20 protein-coding genes and 2 pseudogenes are annotated in these 21,821 nt (G+C 35.9%); 6 read left to right on the top strand and 16 right to left on the bottom strand.

Annotated features, from left to right (window positions below; all coding sequences use genetic code 11):
* Window positions 1–76: 76 nt before the first annotated feature.
* Together N0B16_RS08875 and N0B16_RS08870 are read right to left on the bottom strand one after the other, a co-directional pair.
* Window positions 77–1,003 (bottom strand): GLPGLI family protein, encoded by a 927-nt coding sequence (locus N0B16_RS08875; protein ID WP_262990471.1) that lies wholly within the window; start codon window positions 1,001–1,003, stop codon window positions 77–79.
* A gap of 128 nt (window positions 1,004–1,131) precedes the next feature.
* Window positions 1,132–3,831, bottom strand: coding sequence for a hypothetical protein (locus N0B16_RS08870; RefSeq protein WP_262990470.1), 2,700 nt, complete (start codon window positions 3,829–3,831; stop codon window positions 1,132–1,134).
* A 439-nt stretch (window positions 3,832–4,270) separates the two neighbouring features.
* Between N0B16_RS08870 and N0B16_RS08865 the strand changes: the two genes are divergently transcribed.
* On the top strand, window positions 4,271–5,152 hold the full coding sequence (locus tag N0B16_RS08865; RefSeq protein WP_262990469.1) for a cupin-like domain-containing protein: 882 nt from the start codon (window positions 4,271–4,273) through the stop codon (window positions 5,150–5,152).
* A gap of 39 nt (window positions 5,153–5,191) precedes the next feature.
* Here the strand turns inward: N0B16_RS08865 and N0B16_RS08860 are convergent, their stop codons facing one another.
* The 4 genes and pseudogenes from N0B16_RS08860 to N0B16_RS08845 all read right to left on the bottom strand — a co-directional run bounded on the left by N0B16_RS08860 (window position 5,192) and on the right by N0B16_RS08845 (window position 8,813).
* Window positions 5,192–6,916: a M14 family metallopeptidase gene (locus tag N0B16_RS08860; protein ID WP_262990468.1), complete on the bottom strand. Its 1,725-nt coding sequence runs from the start codon at window positions 6,914–6,916 to the stop codon at window positions 5,192–5,194.
* 107 nt (window positions 6,917–7,023) lie between these two features.
* Window positions 7,024–7,564 (bottom strand): annotated as a pseudogene (locus N0B16_RS08855) (RNA 2'-phosphotransferase).
* A 57-nt stretch (window positions 7,565–7,621) separates the two neighbouring features.
* A pseudogene (locus N0B16_RS08850) lies at window positions 7,622–8,307 on the bottom strand (SIR2 family NAD-dependent protein deacylase).
* A gap of 5 nt (window positions 8,308–8,312) precedes the next feature.
* Window positions 8,313–8,813, bottom strand: coding sequence for an O-acetyl-ADP-ribose deacetylase (locus N0B16_RS08845; RefSeq protein ID WP_262990782.1), 501 nt, complete (start codon window positions 8,811–8,813; stop codon window positions 8,313–8,315).
* 169 nt (window positions 8,814–8,982) lie between these two features.
* Here N0B16_RS08845 and N0B16_RS08840 point away from each other — a divergent pair, with 169 nt between their 5' ends.
* Window positions 8,983–9,618: a DUF1579 domain-containing protein gene (locus N0B16_RS08840; RefSeq protein WP_262990466.1), complete on the top strand. Its 636-nt coding sequence runs from the start codon at window positions 8,983–8,985 to the stop codon at window positions 9,616–9,618.
* Window positions 9,619–9,671: 53 nt separating this feature from the next.
* Here the strand turns inward: N0B16_RS08840 and lepA are convergent, their stop codons facing one another.
* The 5 genes from lepA to N0B16_RS08815 form a co-directional block, all read right to left on the bottom strand.
* Entirely contained in the window at window positions 9,672–11,468 is a 1,797-nt protein-coding gene (gene lepA / locus N0B16_RS08835; RefSeq protein ID WP_262990464.1) for a translation elongation factor 4, read from the bottom strand.
* Window positions 11,469–11,581: 113 nt separating this feature from the next.
* Window positions 11,582–12,613, bottom strand: a complete 1,032-nt coding sequence (locus tag N0B16_RS08830) for a hypothetical protein (RefSeq protein ID WP_262990463.1) — start codon at window positions 12,611–12,613, stop codon at window positions 11,582–11,584.
* 177 nt (window positions 12,614–12,790) lie between these two features.
* Window positions 12,791–13,303, bottom strand: a complete 513-nt coding sequence (locus N0B16_RS08825) for a hypothetical protein (protein ID WP_262990461.1) — start codon at window positions 13,301–13,303, stop codon at window positions 12,791–12,793.
* Window positions 13,304–13,310: 7 nt separating this feature from the next.
* A complete protein-coding gene (locus N0B16_RS08820; protein ID WP_262990460.1) occupies window positions 13,311–13,940 on the bottom strand; it encodes a hypothetical protein in 630 nt (209 codons plus the stop codon).
* A 15-nt stretch (window positions 13,941–13,955) separates the two neighbouring features.
* Window positions 13,956–14,507: an RNA polymerase sigma factor gene (locus N0B16_RS08815; protein ID WP_066681218.1), complete on the bottom strand. Its 552-nt coding sequence runs from the start codon at window positions 14,505–14,507 to the stop codon at window positions 13,956–13,958.
* Window positions 14,508–14,603: 96 nt separating this feature from the next.
* Between N0B16_RS08815 and N0B16_RS08810 the strand changes: the two genes are divergently transcribed.
* The 4 genes from N0B16_RS08810 (at window position 14,604) to porW (ending at window position 19,130) form a co-directional block, all read left to right on the top strand.
* Entirely contained in the window at window positions 14,604–15,353 is a 750-nt protein-coding gene (locus N0B16_RS08810) for a Rossmann-like and DUF2520 domain-containing protein (protein ID WP_262990459.1), read from the top strand.
* Window positions 15,343–15,861: a KdsC family phosphatase gene (locus N0B16_RS08805; protein WP_262990458.1), complete on the top strand. Its 519-nt coding sequence runs from the start codon at window positions 15,343–15,345 to the stop codon at window positions 15,859–15,861. Before N0B16_RS08810 ends, N0B16_RS08805 begins: the two co-directional genes overlap by 11 nt.
* A 10-nt stretch (window positions 15,862–15,871) precedes the next feature.
* Window positions 15,872–16,426 (top strand): Maf family protein, encoded by a 555-nt coding sequence (locus N0B16_RS08800; RefSeq protein ID WP_262990456.1) that lies wholly within the window; start codon window positions 15,872–15,874, stop codon window positions 16,424–16,426.
* An 85-nt stretch (window positions 16,427–16,511) separates the two neighbouring features.
* On the top strand, window positions 16,512–19,130 hold the full coding sequence (gene porW / locus N0B16_RS08795) for a type IX secretion system periplasmic lipoprotein PorW/SprE (RefSeq protein ID WP_262990455.1): 2,619 nt from the start codon (window positions 16,512–16,514) through the stop codon (window positions 19,128–19,130).
* 43 nt (window positions 19,131–19,173) lie between these two features.
* Here the strand turns inward: porW and tsaB are convergent, their stop codons facing one another.
* The 5 genes from tsaB to N0B16_RS08770 all read right to left on the bottom strand — a co-directional run bounded on the left by tsaB (window position 19,174) and on the right by N0B16_RS08770 (window position 21,798).
* Window positions 19,174–19,860, bottom strand: a complete 687-nt coding sequence (gene tsaB / locus N0B16_RS08790; protein WP_262990454.1) for a tRNA (adenosine(37)-N6)-threonylcarbamoyltransferase complex dimerization subunit type 1 TsaB — start codon at window positions 19,858–19,860, stop codon at window positions 19,174–19,176.
* 22 nt (window positions 19,861–19,882) lie between these two features.
* The gene (locus N0B16_RS08785) at window positions 19,883–20,260 is read right to left on the bottom strand and encodes a hypothetical protein (RefSeq protein WP_262990453.1); all 378 of its coding nucleotides are present in this window, start codon (window positions 20,258–20,260) and stop codon (window positions 19,883–19,885) included.
* Window positions 20,261–20,323: 63 nt separating this feature from the next.
* Window positions 20,324–21,073 (bottom strand): SDR family NAD(P)-dependent oxidoreductase, encoded by a 750-nt coding sequence (locus N0B16_RS08780; RefSeq protein ID WP_262990452.1) that lies wholly within the window; start codon window positions 21,071–21,073, stop codon window positions 20,324–20,326.
* 54 nt (window positions 21,074–21,127) lie between these two features.
* Complete coding sequence (locus N0B16_RS08775; RefSeq protein ID WP_262990451.1) at window positions 21,128–21,499, bottom strand: YraN family protein; 372 nt, start codon at window positions 21,497–21,499, stop codon at window positions 21,128–21,130.
* Window positions 21,499–21,798, bottom strand: a complete 300-nt coding sequence (locus tag N0B16_RS08770) for a DoxX family protein (protein ID WP_438265273.1) — start codon at window positions 21,796–21,798, stop codon at window positions 21,499–21,501. Before N0B16_RS08770 ends, N0B16_RS08775 begins: the two co-directional genes overlap by 1 nt.
* Window positions 21,799–21,821 lie beyond the last annotated feature (23 nt).

Here is a 21,821-nt window from a genome sequence, read left to right as displayed (position 1 = left end):
TTTTAGACATAAATAAACCCAAACTCATTTCTGTATTTGGGTTTATTAACAATATAAATAAGTTAAAATTGAATGTTTATTTTTTATCTTTTTCTTTTCCTACTTTTTCAAGGTTTCCTACCTGCAATTCTCTATTTTCCACAGGATTGTCGTTTGAGTTATAAAAGTCTTTATACATTTTTTCCTGATTTTTTACCATCTCGCCAATGGTCATATCACTTCCCGGCATTTTCTGTGACATTACTTCAGGCTTAAGGTAAGGTCTTGCTGTTGCCAGAGGGTCCTTTTTGAAATCATTAAACGTCTTATAGAATTTCTCTTTTGACACTTCCGTTACTTTTGCATTGCCCCCGGAAACTTTTTCAGCATACGAAACTTCTTCCCAGTTTTCAATTTTTTTATTGCCCTGCAATACCCAAGAATAGTTTTTTTCTGAGTCTTCTATTTTTACGATAAGCCCGGGCAATCCATAAAATTTATACGGCCCGTCCTGGAATGGAAGATCTGTTGAGAACCACGCTGTCCATTTTCTACCACCAAAATCCACTGTTGCCTTTTGGGTATTATAAGCACCTATTTTTTCCTTTTCGTTTAAAACCTTCCAGTTGAATTTAAGATTCTCGCTGTATCCGATATTGATAGGTGTGAATCCGTTTGCGACTCTTTCAATATAAAGCACTTTCATTTCAGGGTAAAACTTATCGATTTTCTCTGAAAATTTCGGCATTCTGATTGACTTCGACATATCTTTAAAAACACCGGATTTCTGCATGGCTTCAATCTGCACTTTTATCATAGAATCCTGCGCAATGATGGTGTAATCTCTGTACACTGATTTTTGTTTGGTAATGTCTAAAACAGTCATTACTTTTTCGATCTTCGCTGAATCTTTTTTAGGCTTAAAAGTCAATTCATAAAAAAATCGGTTGGCCGTTTCTTTAGAATCCTGAGCATTTGCAAAAGCAAAAACTGCGATAAAAAATATGGAAAGAAAATTTTTCATTTTAATAAATTTATATAATTAGTAAGTGACGGTGCACTTTTGTTACAGAAATAGGATATCTTTTTTGTAAAAATCTCACATTAATTTAAAAAACAAAAACCAGTCTCTTGAAGACCGGTTTTTATATTTTATTTAAAATTAAACTTAACGGTAAACATCACCTGGCTTGGTCGCAGCATAACTCTTGTATAGGAAATCGTACTGCTTGATATATCGTATGTTTCAAATACTTTTCTGTTGGCAATATTCATCCATTTCAGTTCAAAATCAATCTTCTTTTTAGCCCATGTAAATTGGTAAGACAGGTCATAAAAAGCATTCCGGTAGTTGTTCTCTTCAGAATTTGTATTGACCTGATCCCAGCTGAAACCAATAGTATGATTTTCTAGAGGGTAAAAGAAAGCCCCTAGATTATGGGTAAAGCCGCTTCTGGAATTTTCGCTGTTCAACTGCGTAACAGCACTTTTATTCGTCTGCATCGTTCTTGTAATGCTTGCATTGTAGTCTATGCTCATCCAGCTGAAATAGGTATTGTTGAATTTAATCCCGAAAGACTGCCCGTTATTTTTGCTGGTGTACGCATCATTATTTAAAAATGCATCAGTCTTTGACGTATTATTGCTGTAGCTTATGGAAGCATTGGTTTTAAACTTCGGGAAATATTTGCCTACTTCTGCAGAATACCCATTGTTTAAAGAATGATTTTCTAACTCTCTGTAGCTTAAAATAGTGTATCCGGCCGCATTTCTGGTAGGATTTGAGATCAGGTTTCTTCTGGCATCGCTGAAACGGTAGTTTACATTAAAAAAGATATTATTTAGCGGGTTTCTATACTCTAGTCTCGTTCCTGCAGATTTTGTATTGTTCTGAGGGATTGGGTTTGCGGCGTCCATCGCGTTAATTCCGTTTGGTGAGGTTAAAATAAATCCTGAATAGGCAGTATTTACCTCTCCGAAATTATTATTGACATTGGCATTTACAGATGCTTTCCAGAAAGATGCAAAGCTGTACTGGGCAAAAACGCTGGGCTCAAAAGTTACTTGGTTCACAGATTTTGAAACGTTTCGTAACGGGTCTTCCGCTTTAATATTGTTGGAGTTTACCGGGAAGTTTGCATACAACATCCATGAGTCATTCTTAAAATTCACTCCTACACTTCCGTATGGGGTTGCTGTGGTGTATTTCAGATCATTATCGAACGCAACTCCGTAACCTAAATATCTTCCTTCCTGAAAATCAGTCAACACCGATCTTAAATTTGTTGTTTTAAAATTTAATCCAACTTCCGGCGTAAACGTCCAGCCTTTTGTGGAGAACCCGATATTGGCAGAATGATTGGCTTCAAAAGTTTTCAAACGCAAGTTCTGTCTTACTGCGTCTGCGTAAATCCCCGGATTTAGTCCCGGAATATTCAGGTAAGAAGTCGGGGAAACATCCAGTACCTGCTTGTCATTCTGATAGCTTATAAATGATAATACATTGACCATTTTTTCTTTCCAGGGAACAATGGTGCTCAATGAATTCTGGAAAGAGGTAGTAGGAGCTTCAATAGCCTCATACCCATTTCTTGCGGTAAAGGCATCTGTTCTTTCTACGATGGCTCGGTCTGCATTCCAGAACTGTGAAAAGCTGGTGGTATTCTTAAAAAAGCCTTTTTTGGCATTTTTCGTAAAAATCAACTCTCCTTTTGCTTTATTGGTATAAAAATTATTGGCTGTGTTTTGTGTTACTCTAAATGCCGGAAATTGTGATGTCGCAAAATAGTCGGTCTGGCTGTATGCTTCTCTTTCAACCGAATTGTTGGTATAATTGGCATTGGCTTTCAGTTCCCATTCTTTTTTCTTATCAATATTGGTAAGATAATTGGCAGACAGATAATGCACGCTGTTCATTAAATATCTTTTAACAGGAAGATTGGGGGTATTTGCATTCTCTACGTTTAGCCAGTCATTCTGAGATGCATTGACTCTTCTTCCTTCAAACCTGCTTCCGAACGCTAAGATATTTCCTTCGTTTTCTACCTGCTCGCCGACATTATTGGTTTTATAGTTTACCACCCACTGGCTTTTCTGTCCGAAAAACATAGGCGTAAGTTTTATATTCCACAGAAGAGGGTCTAATCCTACCCCAACTTCGCCTCTTCCGGTCATAGTAACAGAATTTTTCAGCTTGATATTAATAGCGGCAGCATCTGAAGGAACTTTGTCCTGCAAGATTTTTACCGGCTGGTGATTTTCAAGCACTTCAACTTTTTGTACGGCATCTTTTGGAAGAGAATTGTTGATGGTTCCGTAGCCACCTTCCATTAAATCTTTTCCGTTGACGTAAAATTTGTTGATGGCATTTCCCTGATAAAGAATGGTTCCGTCTGTATTGACTTCTATTCCGGGGATTTTTCTCATGACATCGGCCAAAGTACGGTCATTTTTGCTGTCGAAGGCTTTCAAATCGTAGGAAATGGTGTCTCCTCTTGCGGTAATCATCTTCGTTTTCAGCTGTACTTCCTTTATTTCGGTCGCTTCAGAATCCAGTTTGAAATTTAAATTCTGATCACTGTTGTTGATCTGTCTTGTGAGCGGTTTTTGGTTGAACGCCTTTACTTTCAGGTCTACATTGGGTTCAGCGGTCGTAAAGGTTACCTTATATTCACCTTTTGAATTGGTAATTCCGTATGCAAGAATCGCATCTTTACCTGGCTCTTCTATAGTCACACTCGCACTCGGAATCGCAACGCCATCTTCATCTGTAATTTTTCCCGAAACTGTCTTTTGTGAAAAAGCAAGTATCGAGAAAAACAACATGAGAAATAAGGAGATTTTTCTTTTCATATTTTATTATTTGAGTAATTAGTAATCGGTCTTCGTTTTTTGTTACACGTATTAAAGATGACTTTTACCCGGTAAAGTTAAACATCTTTTTTATCACTACAAAAATAGTTATAATATTACAGAATAGATTACTTCAGTTTTTTTAAGAATTTCACAATATCTGATAAGATTAAAATGTTATAAATGTTTATATTTTATTTATTTTATTCGTTTTTTTTAAATATTTTTATATATTTGTTCCTTAAAAGTCAGAATTATATAAGGTATAATATAGTATAGAGATTTTTGTCCTCTATTTTGTGTTTTAGTGAGTCTTGAATCTCAAGGCTCATTTTTTTATGTTTTACCCTTAAAATCATGATGGTTATAGATTAAAAAAATATTAAATCATTTATAGTAACTATTTATTTAATAATTTTGTAACATAAAATTTATAAGAATGGGGGTTATCTTAAAACCTATAGATATTGTTGATGATATTTCCAGAGAAGAATTTCTTGAAAAATATTTAAAGCCAAGAAGACCAGTCGTTATTAAAAATATGGCCAAAAAATGGCCGGCTTACCAAAAATGGACGATGGATTATGTGAAGGAAGTGGTGGGAGATATAACGGTCCCTCTATACGACAGCGCCAAAGCTGACCCTGCTGCTCCGATCAATGCACCTACTACAGAAATGAAATTTGCAGATTATATTGATCTGATCCAGAGAGAACCGACGGATCTCAGAATTTTCTTTTTTGATCCTATTAAACATGCCTCAAAACTGCTTGACGAGTATATTCCGCCAAAAGAATTGATGGGTGGTTTTCTTGATAAATATCCGGGAATGTTTTTCGGAGGTAAAGGCTCTGTAACTTTTTTACATTATGATATTGACCTGGCTCACATTTTCCATACCCATTTCAACGGCCGGAAACACGTTCTCCTTTTTGAATACAAATGGAAAGAGCGTCTCTATAAACTGCCTTATGCCACTTACGCGCTGGAAGATTATGATATCGAACATCCCGATTTTACCAAATATCCCGCTTTAGACGGTGTAGAGGGTATAGAATGCTTTCTGGAACATGGGGATACCTTATTCATGCCTACCGGATGGTGGCACTGGATGAAATATCTGGACGGCAGCTTTTCACTTTCTCTTAGAGCATGGGATAAATCATGGGCCGTAAAAGCCAATTCTTTATGGAATCTCACGGTTCAGAGAAACTTTGATAATTTTATGAAAGCCCGTTATAAAAAAAGATATATGGACTGGAAAGAGAAAAAAGCAGTTGAAAGAGCCCATTATGCCCTGAAGAAAGGATTGCCTAAATAATAATACAAAAGACGCCTCTATCCGAAGCGTCTTTTTTATTTATAAAATTCTGTAAACAGGATACTGCCTGAACGTTTTCTCTTCAAAATAAGGTGAGTTTTTATATATCCAGTCGAGCTGCGCTTCGCCATCATCCGCAAATTTCTTGTCAGATGCTTTTTTAGCTTCGAACTTTTGCTTTAAAACCTGATCTTTTTGCAATAATTCTGCTGCGGTATCTTCAAAAATATAGGCTGAATAATATTCTTTCTGGGTCAAAATCCCGTCGAAAAAATTCCAGTTGAAAAAAGAGTCTAATGCTTCAGGCTCAAGGGTTTCAATAATATATTTTATGCCTTGCTGATCGGTAGAAACTATATAATCGCCTTCTGAAAAAGTTATATTTTCATTGAATTTATCAACAGTCGTTTCAAAATGAGTGTAATGGCCTTCATATGGACCTTTAGCCGTTTTAAAATCGCTAATTTTATAACATTCTACCGCAATTGTACTGTCTTTCGGAATCACTTTCATTTGAATTTGGTTTCTCTTGAACTCTTCAAGGACACGATATTGCGACTGTGGAATTATATAATATTTCGGAATTGTAATATAACTCGTAGGAACTGCTGTTGTAAACAACTTTATTTTCTTCGTGAAGGGTTTATTTCTGTCATAAAACAATCTAGGTTTTCCGGAAATATTACTGGGTTTATATTTCCCTTCATATCCTTTAAAATCCATCGTAGAAAATTGTGTAGAATCTATCTTCCAGCGAATTCCGTATTGTTTTCCGGCTTGATATTGCTTTAAATTTTCAGTCCGGAGCTCTTTTATCTTTTTATATTCTTTATCTAAATTCTGAAGGTTGACAAGCATATATTTGTACGTCGCATCTACTCTTTGCTTATACGGTTTAAGCATGTGTGTTTCCGGAACGGTTCCCAAAGAATTAAATAAAGTGGTATATCCTGTAGAATATCTCGGTGAGTCTTCAAAAGCGGCAAAACCCACTTCGGGAATATCACCATGAATATTGACATACGGCGTACTTTCGTAACCGAGCTTTTTTAAATCTTCAAGATTTTTAGCCTGATAATTCTGATAAAAATAGTCTCCCAATACATTTCCCAAACGTTCTTTGAAGGTTGAAATATAGGTGAAAGTATATTGATAATCAGCGCCATTGCTTACATGATTATCTATGAAAACATCCGGTTTCAGCCATTGATAAATTTCCTGAAAGCTTCTTGCGTTTTTTGTATCTGCTTTAATGAAATCTCTGTTTAAGTCGTAATTTCTGGCATTACCTCTGAAACCGTATTGTTCGGGTCCGTTTTGATTGGCTCTGGAAAACGAGCCCCGATGTAACATTCCGCTGACGTTGTAGGCAGAAATCGCAGCAATCAAAAAGTTTTGCGGAGTTTTAATTTTTTTTATTGCTAAATCCCGCATCAACATCATGGTCGCATCAATACCGTCGGGTTCACCGGGATGAATTCCGTTATTAATAAATAGAATTGCCTTATTTTTTCTGAGCTTATTTAAATCTTTTTCCGGAAAAGGATTATACACAACAACATAAATCGATTTTCCATTGTCATCTTCTCCTTTTTTAAGATATTGAATTTCATTAAAGTTTTTCGCCAAGCTTTGATAATACGAGTTCATTTCGTCATACGTAACGGTTTGATTTCCATTTCCTTTTTCAAAAGGGGTCTGAAAATTATTTTGTGCTAAAAATAATGATGAACTTAGAAAAAAGAAGAGGTATTTCAATTTCATGGAAGTTGGATTTTGAGCTTTAAAATTACTTAAAGTTTGTCATTCTAACGTATGAATCTGTTGTGTCGAGATCCTTCCTTCGTCAGAATGACAGCACTACAATTAAATTATCCCGAAATATATTTTGCATCCACAAAATCTGTCAGCCAGACTCCGTTTTCTGAAATGTAAAATTTAATCCCGTCTTCAAACATCTTTCCTGTTCTAATGGTTAGGATAACCGGTTTCCCGTGACGCGCCCCGACTTGGGTTGCGGTTTTCTTATCCTGGCTTAAATGAACATGTTGACGGTTTCTTTTTTCAATCCCTGTTCTAAAATAGATTCGATATTATTCTGCGCCGTTCCGTGATACAAAAATTCTGGTGGTTTCTGTGGTATTAAAGCCAAATCAATATCAATTGAATGCCCTTGATTTGCTCTGATCATTGTTTTATTTTCGTTAAAAGTAAACCTTTTTTACTGTTTGTCTGAACAATCTCATCCAGCTCTTCTAAGGTAAAATCTACTTTATTTTCCGAGCATTTTTCTCTTAATTCATTAACGTTCGCCCAACCGTTTTGATCTAATGTTAAACGGATGGTTTCCGGCTGATGTCGAAGGACCAGGCTTAAGAATTTGCTGATTTTTTTCTTTTGTTGTTCGTTCATCATTTGTGTTTTATTACATTAATTGAGTTTCTAATTTAGGAAAATTCAATTTTCCTTTTATGCTAAATGTATAAGTTTATCAAACAGTAATTTCATTCCTCTTGTCGCGGTTTCTTTCATAACAACCGCTCTTTCACCATATCCGAAGCCTGTTTCATTGGGATTGATCACAATCAAAAGACAATCGTCTTTGATCTCGTGGATCAATCCTGCAGCCGGATAAACCTGTAAAGATGTTCCGATAACCAAAAAAATATCCGCTTCTCTTGCTTTTTCGGTTGCTTCTCTCATCAATGGCACTTCTTCCCCGAACCAAACGATGAAAGGCCGCAATTGCGCTCCGTCTTCGGCTTTATCTCCGATGTTGATGTCATCTTTTTGGTCGTAAATCAAAGCTTTATTGTTGGAAGAGCAGGACTTGAACAATTCTCCATGAAGATGAACAATATGGGTTGAGCCTGCTCTTTCGTGCAAATCATCTATATTTTGAGTAATAATCTGAACGTCAAAATATTTTTCTAAATCTGCAATGATTTTATGCGCATCATTTGGTTCTACTTCATGAAGTTGGCGGCGTCTCTGGTTGTAAAATTCAAGAACCAATTCTCTGTCTTTTCGCCATCCTTCCGGGCTTGCTACATCGGTTACATGATGATTTTCCCAAAGACCGTCTCCGTCTCTGAAGGTTTTATTCCGCTTTCGGCACTGATTCCGGCACCGCTTAATATGGTGAGTTTTTTCATTTGTTTTACTCTAACAATGCTTTATAAATTTTCTCATTTTCATCATCAAAGCATACAAAAATAACGTTTTCTATGAGTTGAGAATCAAAAGTACTCACTTCCTGAACAGCAATTTTAGCGGCTAATTCTTTTGGAAACCGATATACTCCTGTACTGATATTCGGAAATGAAACCGTCTTTACATGTAAGCTTTCAGCCAATTTTAAAGAATTTTTATAGCAGTTTGCCAATAGTTTTGAACATTTTTCTTCATCATTATCCCAAACCGGACCAACTGTATGAATGACATATTTTGCAGGAAGATTTCCGGCAGTAGTTACCACCGCTTCTCCTGTATTACATTTTCCTTGTCGGTTTCTGATTTGTTTACATTCTTCCAAAATCTCAGGCCCTCCTGCTCGATGAATCGCTCCGTCAACGCCACCACCTCCAAGTAGGGATGAATTGGCTGCATTCACAATGGCATCTGCTTTTATTTTTGTGATGTCGCCTTTTCGTAATTCGATTTGATATTCATGATTTTAATATGTTTAATTGGGTCATGAGTAAATTCTTAAATCATCGCGTTATGATCACACAAAGCTACAATTTAGACCAGTTCATATCAATTAGTAATACTATCTATTGATTATATTTTTTTTATTACATTTATAATCAACTTAAAATTAAACTATTATGAAAAAATTATTATTCGGAGCATGCGCTGCTTTCTTATTTTTTGCCTGTGATAAGGTAAAAGTAGATGTGAAAGATAATGACAAGGAAGCATCTACAGCGCAAGAAGAATGGAAACCTGTAGATTCTGCAGCCGCAACCAAAGCATGGATGGAATATGCAACTCCCGGAGACATGCACAAAATGCTTGCAAAATCTGACGGAAGCTGGATGGGAGAAACCACCATGTGGATGGAAAATGGCGGAAAACCGATGACGAGCAAATCTGAAGCAACCAATAAAATGATGTTTGACGGCCGCTATCAAGTGAGCAATCACAAAGGCAATTTTATGGGAATGCCTTTTGAAGGAATGAGCATTACCGCATATGATAACAGTAAGAAAAAATTTGTAAGCACCTGGATCGACAATATGGGAACAGGAATCATGCATACGGAAGGCGACTGGAATCCTTCAAAGAGATCGATCGAATTTAAAGGAAAGATGACCGACCCTTCAAGACCCGGAAAAGACTGCGATGTGAGAGAAGTATATACTTTTACTGACGATACTCATCAAACATTAGAAATGTACGGCCCTGATTCTAAAACGGGAAAAGAATTTAAAACCATGGAGATTAAATTTACTAAAAAATAAATGGTATAAAAATAATCTAAAAGAAGGCCGGCAAAATTTGCCGGCCTTTATCATTAGTCATTCAGCTTCAAAACAGCCATAAATGCTGATTGTGGCACTTCTACCCTACCAATCTGCTTCATTTTCTTCTTTCCTTCTTTCTGCTTTTCCAGTAATTTACGTTTTCTGGAAATATCACCACCGTAACATTTTGCGGTAACGTCTTTCCGTAAAGCTTTAATGGTTTCTCTTGCAATTACTTTTGCTCCCAAAGCGGCCTGAACAGCAATATCAAACTGCTGTCTCGGGATCAGCTCACGAAGCTTTTCACACATTTTTTTACCAATGTAATACGCATTGGAATCATGAATTAACGAAGAAAGCGCATCTACCATATCTCCATTGATCAGGATATCCATTTTTACCAGCTTAGAAGCTCGCATTCCAATCGGGGAATAATCAAACGACGCATATCCTTTAGAAATAGATTTCAGACGGTCATAAAAGTCAAAAACAACCTCAGCAAGAGGCATATTGAATGTTAATTCTACCCGGTCTGCAGTAAGGTAACTCTGATTGACGATTTCCCCTCTTTTCTCAATACAGAGTGTCATGACAGACCCTACGAAATCAGATTTAGTGATGATTGACGCTTTTATATAAGGTTCTTCTACACGGTCTAAAAGATTGGGATCAATCATTTCAGATGGGTTGTTGATCAAAATTGTAGTTTCGGGATCTTTTTTAGAATATCCGTGGTACGACACGTTGGGAACCGTTGTGATCACATCCATGTTGAATTCCCTGTCCAGACGTTCCTGTACAATTTCCATATGAAGCATTCCTAAGAATCCGCATCGGAAACCAAAACCAAGAGCAGCAGAACTTTCCGGCTCAAAAACCAACGAAGCATCATTCAGCCTTAATTTTTCCAATGAAAATCTCAATTCTTCAAAATCTTCAGATTCTATGGGATAAATACCTGCAAAAACCATAGGTTTTACTTCTTCAAAACCGTCAATTGCTTCTGCAGCAGGATTCACAAAAGAAGTAATGGTATCCCCCACTTTTACTTCACGGGCATCTTTGATTCCGGAAATAATGTAGCCTACATCACCACATTCAATTGTTTTTTTAGGAACCTGTTTCAATTTTAATGTTCCTACCTCATCTGCGCCGTATTCTTTTCCTGTCGCGAAAAATTTAATCTTTTCGTTTTTAGAAATACTTCCATTTACAACTTTGAAATAGGCTTCAATTCCTCGGAAAGGATTATAAACAGAGTCGAAAATCAATGCCTGAAGCGGTGCTTTCGGATCTCCGACAGGAGCCGGAATTCTCTCAACAATCTGTTCTAACAAATGGTGAACACCTTCACCGGTTTTTCCTGAAACCCGAAGAACATCTTCGTATTTACATCCTAAAAGCCCCATAATTTCGTCGGTAACTTCTTCCGGATTGGCTGAAGGAAGATCTATTTTATTCAAAATCGGAATAATTTCCAGATCATTTTCTAAAGCTAAATATAAATTACTAATAGTCTGTGCCTGAATACTTTGTGCAGCATCTACAATCAGAAGCGCCCCTTCACAGGCTGCAATAGAACGGGAAACTTCGTAAGAAAAATCTACGTGTCCCGGTGTATCAATAAGGTTTAAGGTATATTTTTCTCCTTTGTATTCATAATCCATCTGGATCGCATGAGATTTTATGGTAATCCCACGTTCTTTTTCCAGATCCATATCATCGAGCGTCTGAGACTGTAATTCTCTCTGAGTCACGGTATTGGTATACTCCAAAAGACGGTCTGCCAAAGTACTTTTACCGTGGTCAATATGGGCGATTATGCAAAAATTTCGTATGTTTTTCATTTAAGAACTTGTAATCTGCAAAGATAAAAAAATGCAGGAGAAATTCATTTTTAATTTTTAGTACAAGATGCTGATCTTTCAAATAAAAAGTGAGGAAGATCGTACTCAATACGTTATTTAGATTTACCAAAGTTTTCCGGCAATATATAATTTCCGGTTAAAGGATCAAGCGAAACCTCAGTTCCTGACATTGCTTTTCTTTTCTTCGCTATACTGGCGTCGATTGCCACAAACGCTACATTGGCCACGACACTTCCTATTAAACCTCCTATACCGCCGCCCAACATAACCATCGTAGAATTAGATTCGGGGAAAAGCTCTTCTTTTTTTACTTCAATGAAAAGCCCTAATTCATCTCTGAAAATCTCAACATAACCGACCGGAATTACTTTAAACGGAACCCCATTATGAACAAACGCATAAAAATTTCTGATTGGTTTTTTATCTTCGCCTTTCGACGCTTTTGTCACAACTCCTTTGCTGTTGGTTTCAATCATGTAACCCGGTTCCGGATTGTGGGTGAAGAAACTGTAGGAATCTTTATAAACCCCTTCTTTTAGTGTGTCTGATTTTAAAATATCAAGCTTATCTATTAAAATAGTTTGATAATTGGTAAGATCATTTTCAGAAATACCAAATTCCCAAGTCCTTTTACTGTAAGAATCTTTCAACAAATCTGCTAAAGACAATGTAATTTTCTTTGCTAAACTTTGTGATAAATAAGGTGTATCACGTGACGAAATCGTTGCTACGGTATCTATTTTATTCACAAAATGATAGCCGTCCCCTTTATTTTTAAAAGTGCTTGCTCTCAAAGCAAGTTTGCCGATAGAATATTTTTCTTTTATGTCTTCAGAAATCGCTACGTTTTCTAATAAAAGCACCAATTCGTCACTTCCTTTTGTCGTATTGTATTTATAAAACCAATCCGAAATATCTTTTTCTGCATTATTTTCAAAAACAATGTTTACCATATTTTTGTGAAATAATATGCTTCCAATTTCTTTATTGGGCCGCTGATCGATTACTCTGAAGCTTTTATACGTGTTTTTGCCGTCTTTTATAGATTTGGACAAATCGATTACTTCCTTTTTCTGGGCGAAATATAAACCAGAAAGCAATAGAAAGAAAAATATTTTTTTCATATTGATGATTTTATAAGAGAGATGACTGTAAGAAGGAACTCAGAGCAAATTAATTATTCACAAAAATAACAATTCGCTTACTATCTGTTGAAATTAAATCATTTTTTATACATTAAAAAAATTAAACGACTCTCACAATAAATTGCAAGAGTCGTCTAACATTAAAAAAATAAACTATTATGGGTTTTGTCTCGGTCTAGAACCCCTACCGTTTTCTCCGTTTTGCTTTTTTTCATTCATTTTATCCCTCATCATCCCTTCAGACTGGAATAACTTCAGCACTTTCTGACAAGGGATCACGGTCTGCATTTTTTCTGCATATTTTTTCCTGTTATCTAATAATTTTTGCCCTACATCGAAACTCTGCTGCAATTTTGCTTTTGCTTCCTCATCGGATAAAGTTTCAGGGTTAAAGTTAGAATCAAACTGGCTTTTTATTTTTTTCTGGTTTTCAATGTATTCATTATACATGTTGGTAAATTCTGCTTTATCTTTCGGGTCTACATCCAGATTATCCAGCACCATATTATTCCTGAACTGCGTAAGAAGTGTTTTTCTTTCTTCAGGAGAAAGATTATTTATAACTTCTTTTCTTTGTTTCGGATCCATTTTTTTCCAGTCGTACTCTGTTTTCTGAGCATTTAAGCCAAAACCGCAAATAATAAGAAGTGTAAATAATATCTTTTTCATTTCTCTTTTAATTATATAAATCTAAATAAACATCCTGAGTAGAATTATTGGCTAATTCAGCAATTTCAGAATTTGAGAATGAATCCAAATATTCTGCCACATGAGCTTCAGTCTGTTTTGAAACAGTTTTAGGCTTTTTGGCCGGTTCATCATCATTGTTTTTCGAATGATCAGGAGCGTAAGCAACTGCCTTTACCTGCTGATTGTCAAATGTTTGATTACTATTTTCAACAGAAGTTAAATCAGATTGTAATGTTTCATAGGCAATCTCACTTTCCTTTTTAGGTACAGGATTTTCTGTATAATTTTTTACCGGAATATTTTCTGTATTTGAATCAGAGTAAGAATTATATAAAAAAGCTGACCCAAAAATCAATGCCAGTGAAGCAGCTGCGGCATATCCCCAGCTTAATTTAAATATTGGAGCTTTTTGATATGCATTGATATCATTCAATACCGTCATTTGAATATTTTCAAATACATCATCCGATATTTTGTAAATGTTTTTGCGTTCTAATAATTCCAGATCTAAATCATTCACCTTACTCAATACCCGATCCTGCATATTTTCAAACATACTCTCACGCACTTTGTAAATGTTCTTGCGTTCTAATTTATCTAGATCAAACTCTTTCATGTCGTTGTTTAAAAATTATCTTTCGTAATTTTCCTTAATATATTCTTCTATCTTTTGCTTGGCATAATGATAATTTGTTTTTAAAGTCCCTACTGACATATCTACAATTTTTGATATCTCTTCATAAGGTAAATCATCATAATACCGCATCATAAATACCAGTTTCTGCTTTTCCGGAAGGCTTTGTATAGCTTTCTGGAGAAAAACCTGGATCTCTTCAGCATCGCTGTGGGTATTATCGGCAACAAGATTCTGCATATAATACTCAGGATCTTCATCTGTTTTCTGCATTTTTTTCAGCTTATTGATCTGTTGCAGTGCTTCGTTGGTTGCAATTCTGTACAGCCAGGTATATAGCTGACTGTCATTTTTAAACTGATGAAAATTCTGATAAGCTTTAATAAAAGTCTCCTGCAAAGTGTCCTGCGCAAGATCGCCGTCCACAATGATTCTTCTGATGTGCCAATACAATCTACTCTGATAAGCATCCATTAACACACGAATACCTTTTTCAAGCGTTCGTGGGTTTTGCATGAGCGCAATAATCTCTGCGTCCTTAATCTTCATAAGATGCTTTCATTGTTTTGGATTACAAAAATATCTAAAAGTTAAATTATGTATTCAATTTTGAGTCCAAATATCATAAAATCTTATATTTGTTAGATGCAAATTGTAATTATCGGTTCCGGAAATGTAGCATATCATCTTGCTAAAGCTTTTACCCGGAAAAATATTCCGCTTAAACAGATCTATGGCAGAAATACGAGTGATTTAAAGGAAATTTCAGAAGAATTGGGAATTCCTTATTCTACAGATCAATTGGAAGATGCAGAAGTATATCTTATTTGTGTGAGTGACCGTTCTGTGGAAGATATTTCTAAAATCATTACTAAAAAAGAGTGTCTCGTTGCACATACATCTGGCTCTCTTGCTAAAGAGATTTTAATGGGAGAATACAGAAAATCAAGCTTTTATCCTTTACAGACGTTTTCAAAAAGTAAAGATTTAGAGTATAAAAATATTCCTTTTTTTATTGAAACCGAAAACGAAGAAGATAAAAATGTGCTTATGCATCTGGCTTCTCAGATTTCTGAAAAAGTAATGGAAAGCAACTTTGAAAAAAGAAAATACATTCACCTGACAGCGGTTTTTGCCTGTAATTTTGTCAATCATCTTTTTTCAAGAGCCAAAGAAATTTCAGATTCTCAGGATATTCCTTTTGATTATTTTTTACCATTAATCGATGAGACGGTACAAAAAATACACGAAATTGATCCCAGATCAGCACAAACAGGACCTGCAGTACGAAACGACACCCGGATTTTAGAGATGCATGAGCAATTATTGAAAGGGGAAAGCCTTGAAATCTATAAAACAATCAATCATTCTATTAAAAAAATGTATGAGTTATAAAGAAAAACTAAAAGATATAAAAGCATTTGTATTTGATGTGGACGGCGTTTTTACCGATGGCAGCGTTTATCTGATGCCCGGAGGAAATATGAGCCGTGTGATGAATGTTTTAGATGGTTATGCAGTTGTAAAAGCGTTAAAAAACAATTATTTAATAGGTGTAATTACAGGAGGAAATGACGAAATGGTAAAACACCGGATTAATTATCTGGGTATTGAAAACTATTATGCAAAATCTCATGATAAAATGATTGATTTTGAAGATTTTAAATTAAAATTTAGTCTTAAAAACGAAGAAATTCTTACCATGGGAGATGATATTCCTGATTTGCACATGATGGAAAATTCTGCCATTTCAACATGTCCGGAAAATGCAGTTCCCGAAATTAAAGCCATCGCAGATTATATTTCCCCGATCAAGGGAGGAAGTGGGGCAGTACGTGATGTCATTGAGCAGGTCATGAAAGTTCAGGGAAAATGGCATGATGATAACACACAATCTGTTTAATGTATTGATTATGAAAATATTATTAGCCTCACAGTCCCCTAGACGAAAAGAACTTTTATCCGGTTTGGGATTTGATTTTGAAGTTGTTACCATCGATTGTGAAGAGATTCTCCCTCAAGGCATAAAAATAGATCAAGCAGCTTCTTATTTATCTGATTTAAAAGCAAATACCTTCAGAGCATTGGAAAATGAAGAAGTTCTATTAACTGCAGATACAATCGTAGCTATTGATAATCAAATACTGGGAAAGCCAAAAGATAAAGAAGAGGCAAAAAAAATGCTCCAACAATTATCTGGGAAAACCCATCAGGTTTTTACGGGAATCACCATCAAAACAATTGACAAAACTCTTACTGAAACCGATATTGCCTACGTAGAATTGGATGAAATTTCAGAAGAAGAAATAGATTTTTATATCAATACCTGTCATCCTTTTGATAAAGCCGGAAGTTATGGTATTCAGGAATGGCTCGGAATGGCAAAAATCAAAAAAATAACCGGCAGTTTTTATACCATTATGGGATTGCCTACTCATTTGGTTTACAAAATTTTAAAAGAAATATAAATAATTTCAACGTAAAAATTTGCTATTTTTACAAAATCATCAACTTTTTGATAATAAAAATTTGATTAGAGAGTTATATTGAATAATGAAAAAGAATATTTTATTCCTTTTAACGGCGATCATCGTTGTCTCCTGTGGTACCAAAGTAAAAAAGCCGGAAGCCAGATCAAAGTTTTTAAAAGGTTTTTACACCTATTACAATACCCTTTTTAATGCTAAAGACGCATTGAACAGTGAGTTTACGAGCAGAGATAAAGCGCATAAAGATAATTTTTATGCACCCTATATTCCTATACTTACTTATGAAGATCAACCCATAGGAAGTGATCTTGGCCAGTCTTCTGCGTTTGCAGAAAATACGATGAAGATGGCAGAAGTTAATAAAACTTCAAGTGGGAGAGAAGCACAAGGAAGACCGCCGATAAAACCCGGAAGCACTCCTCAAACGCCGCAAGATCCCAGTAATAATAACAATGCTAATGATCAAACAAATAAAGGAGCCACAGTTCTAGAAATTGCAGAAGCAAAAGCATTAAAAGCAATCGGGAAATATTCTGTGATCAAAAAAGGAGAAGAAAAAAACAAGACGATTTTTGATGCCTATATTATTTTGGCACAATCACGTATATACCAAGGGAAATCTCTGCAGGCTCTGGATGCGTTAAACTATGTTTTTACGCACATGAAAGAAGACAAACGGCTTCCGTTAGCGAGAGTATATGAAGGTTTGGCGTATGCCGAGCTCAAAAATTACCATAAATCGGATGAGATTTTCACCAAGCTGCAAAGCGAGGGCATCAGCAAAAATGACGAAAAGCTTTTAAGCATTTATTATTCCGAATCCCTTCTGGATGCTGGAAAAAAAGAAGAAGCCGTAAAGCAGCTCGACCGTGCTTTTGAACTCAATGGAAACCGAAAGCTGAAAAGCAGAATTGCCTTTCTCAGAGGGCAGATTCTTCAGGAATTGGGGAGAAACGAGCCGGCCCGTGAAAGCTTTATGGCCGCTTACAAATATGCCAACGATTTTGAGTTCGAAGTAAAATCACAGATCGAAATCGCTAAAACATTTAACGGAAACGGTGATTACAACGGTGCCAGAAAATATCTTGAAGACATTAGTAAAAAAGGAACATATGGTTCAAGAAAAAACGAGTTTTATTACGCCTTAGGTTTAATGGCCAACAAGGCAGGAAAGCAGGAAGAAGCACAGGAATTCTTTAAAAAATCGTTGCTTGAAAAGGTTTCTGATCCGCAGGTAAGAGGTTTAACGTATTATGAAATCGGAAAAAGATATCTGGATAAAAATGATTACATCGGTGCGGGTGCTTATTATGATTCCGCTTTGGCATCTATGACCTACGAACCTTCAAAAATCCTTCTTCAGGGGCAGTCTTCTAATATTAAGAAAATCTCAAGAAACTATTATTTAATCAAAAGAAATGACAGTGTTCTGACCTTAGCAAAAATGACAGATGCCCAAAAAACCGATTATTTTGCAAAGCATATCGAAAAGCTGAAAGCGAAGGAAGCAAAAGAAGAGCTTGAAAGATTACGTGCCGAAAGAAGCAAAGGTTTTGATACCGGAGACTATAATGCCAATTCGCTTTTTGCTAACAGTTCCACTTCATTTGAAGATTTCGGAACGGCTACAAAAGGATTTTATTTCAGCAATACCGGTACCGTAAGTAAGGGAAGCTCTACCTTTAAACAAGTTTGGGGAGACCGTGCTCTGGTTGATAACTGGCGTTTTTCAAAAAAAATGGCGTCTATTGAAGACATGAAAAATGAAGCTTTAGGAGTAACCTCAGCGCCCAATCCTAGACGTTTTGAACCTTCTTTTTACATAGAGCAGATTCCAACTGATGCAGGGAAACTTTCCCAGCTCAAAAAAGACAGAGATACCGCGTCATTAGGTTTGGGAATCATGTATCAGAATTATTTTACCAATACGCCTTTAGCGACAAAAACATTATATGATCTCGTAGACGTAAAACCTGAAGAAAAGGTAATGTTGCAGGCTTTATATGAGATTTTCAATATGAATTATGAGAAAAATCCTCAGGCTTCAGAAAGAGCAAAACAGATCCTATTAACCGATTATCCTTATACTTCGTATGCAGAATTTGCAAGAAATCCTAAAAACAGTACGTTTGTAAAATCATCTCCGGAGGTAGAAAATGAATATAAAACGGCCTATGCGTTGTTTGAATCCGAAAAATTTACGGAAAGCCAGAATATTATCGATCAGGCGATTCAGAAAAACCCTAAAGATGCGCTGGTTCCAAAATTTTACCTTCTGAATGCCTTTAATGCCGGGAAATCAAACGGAAAAGAAGTGATGATATTACAGCTGGAGCAGATTGTTTTAAATTACGGTAAAACACCAGAAGGCGCAAAAGCGAAAGAAATGCTTAATTATCTGAAAAGTGACCTTGCGTTCCAGGCAACAGATAACAAAGGAAATATGCTTCAGCAAAACCAGCAAAACCTTCCCGGACAACCCGGAAACCAAAACAAGCAGCCGGTGCAGAATGTTGAAAATAATAATCCTTCCAATCCGGATAATCAGAACAATCCGATGCAGAATGCTTCACCGCCTGTCAATAATGCGATACAGACCAATCAGCCTAAAAAGCCGGTGCAAAATACACCCCAACAGCAGAAACTGACCAATCCTACAACAGTTCCTGCAAAACCACAATAAAAAAGCGAAGAGTACTCTTCGCTTTTTTTTTTCATTTTGAAAATTATATAGAATCTGACGATCTTTTCTTTTTTACCCCATGAAAATCTTTGAGGTAAAAGGGTTCGAAATAAGCAATATCTTCAAAATCTTTTTCATTAATTTTTTCCAGGGCTTTCTTGATCAGATATTGTGCAGAAGGGTAAATGTTCTCGTTAAAATCAGCTTCGGGCAATTGCAGTATTTCTTTTGCTTTCTTGGCACCATCGCCTACAAAAATTACTTTTTTATCTTTATATTCTTCGAAAGAAGATTCATCTAACACTTTTGCTTCGGTAGAAGCCATTTCTTTTCCCGTTTTACCGTCATAAACAGCCGTATAAACCTCCATTCTTCTTGCGTCGATCAATGGAACAATGAAATCATAGTTTTGTCCTAAAAAGGGCTCTATCATGCTTTCTAAAGAATTAATGGCAATTAAGGGAACTTTCAATCCGTAGCAAAACCCTTTGGCAGAAGAGGCGCCTATTCTTAATCCTGTATATGAACCCGGACCTTTTCCTAAACAAATGGCATTAATTTCCTGAAGGGAAATTTCTGCTCCTTCCAACGCCCATTCTACAAAAGTATGCAGGCTTTCTGACTGTTTATAGTTTTCTGAAACTTCCTCGCAAAGACAAAGCAGCTTTTCACCGTCTGAAATGGATACTGAGCAGTTTTTAGAAGACGTTTCTAGGTATAGTATTTTCATTTTGATCTGAATTTTTACAAATTTATGGCTTTATTTCTACACTTTGCCGACTCCAGAGTTTCCAGGTTGATTTCTTTTTAAGCCAGATTTCAAGCAGCGCAAGCTTCATATCAAAAGGTTTATTCTGGTAGAGCCCTGAAACTTTTATGATTCTTCTTACACTTGCTGTTTTATCTTTCTTCTTCCATTCAGAAATTTCAAGTTGGCTGATTTCTTTATAGATTACTTTTTTGGACAAAAAATCTTTTTTAAAATCATTTAGATTCTGAACCCAACCGTTAGAATGTCCGAAAGAAACATCAGTGCACAGGATATCAACGATGTGATTGTCATTATTCTGCATATAGGTGTCTAAAAGTACAATGCTTTTTGATAATTTTTCATTTATTTGTATTGTCACCGGTTTCTGGCAATACCAGAAATTAAAAGCAAACAATATGAATATACAAAATAACTTTTGCATTTATTTCCTGTAAATTGTTCTCGGCTCGCTTTGTGCGCTTGGATAAATCGTCATATCAGAAACCATTACGTGTTTCGGAGCATTCACACAATATGCAATTGCATCGGCAATATCTTCGGATTTTAAAGCTTCATACCCTGCATATACCGTTGCTGCTCTTTCCTGATCTCCTTTGAATCTAACTAAAGAAAAATCTGTTTCTACTGCGCCCGGCTGAATATTGGTCACTTTGATCCCGAATTCTGTAAGCTCGAGCCGCATTCCTTCGGAAATTACATCTACCGCCTTTTTAGTTGCACAATATACTACTCCATTTATGTAGGTTTGTCTTGCGGCAACCGAGCTGATATTTACAATATGACCGGAATTTCTTTCTTTCATAGTCGGAATGATCATTTTAGAAACATAAAGCAGCCCTTTTACATTCCCGTCGATCATAGAGTCCCAATCATCAGTTTTGCCGGCAGAGAGAGGGTCTAAACCATGTGCATTTCCTGCATTGTTGATCAGAACATCTATATTTTTCCATTCATCGGGTAAAGAATGGATTGCGTTTTCCACTTCATCCAGACTTCTGACATCAAATTGTAAACTAAATATTTCGGTGAACTCTGATAATTCTTTTTTTACAGATTCCAAGACTTCGTTTCTTCTTCCACAGATGATGATTCTGTTTGCTTGTTTAGCAAGCAGTTCGGCAGTAGATTTTCCGATTCCGGAAGTGGCTCCGGTTATTAATATTGTTTTCATTTATTTAATTTTCAAATACTATTTAACAATCAGGCTGGTAAATTTTTAGATGATTTAGTTTGCATCAAAAGCTTCAAATGCATCTGTAATATGTTCAATAATTAATCTCCCTTTTTCGTTAGGTAGAACAGAAATAATATCGAATCTTACTTCCTGAGTTTTGTTAAACTCTTCCAGATAATGATTCGCGGCAGAAACAATGAGTGATATTTTTCTTTTATTGACGGCTTCCTGGGGCAGCATAAATGCATCGGTAGAGCGCGCTTTGACTTCTATAATGATGATTACATTATCTTTTTCGGCAATAATATCTATTTCAGCCTTTTGGAAACGATAATTCCTGATGAGAATTTTATACCCGCTTTTCTGGAGAAATTCTACCGCTAGATCTTCTGCTTTTTTACCTAAATCGTTGTGATTTGCCATTATTTTCTAAATTGATATGCCCACCAAATCAATACAAACTGTAAAGGAAGCCTTACAACAGTCAGCCAAAAATATTTGTGGTGAATCTGGTAAAACTTTTTTGTCATTTCTATATTCGCAGGGAATACCGCAATAAACAGTGCTATGGAAAGATAGGCTCCCAATTTCTGCGTTTGGGGGAAGAGTAGGAGTACACCACATAAGATTTCAGCAATTCCGCTGATATACACCATCTTCAAATGATACGGAATATAATCCGGCATAATCTTCATAAAAAAATGCGGTTTTACAAAATGCATTATTCCTGCGAGAATCAGGAGAG

Source organism: Chryseobacterium gilvum (genome assembly GCF_025628965.1).
GTDB classification, from domain to species: Bacteria; Bacteroidota; Bacteroidia; order Flavobacteriales; family Weeksellaceae; genus Chryseobacterium; species Chryseobacterium gilvum.
The sequence above is the reverse complement of the archived record's forward strand: the minus strand, read 5'-3'. Positions and strand labels throughout refer to the sequence as shown.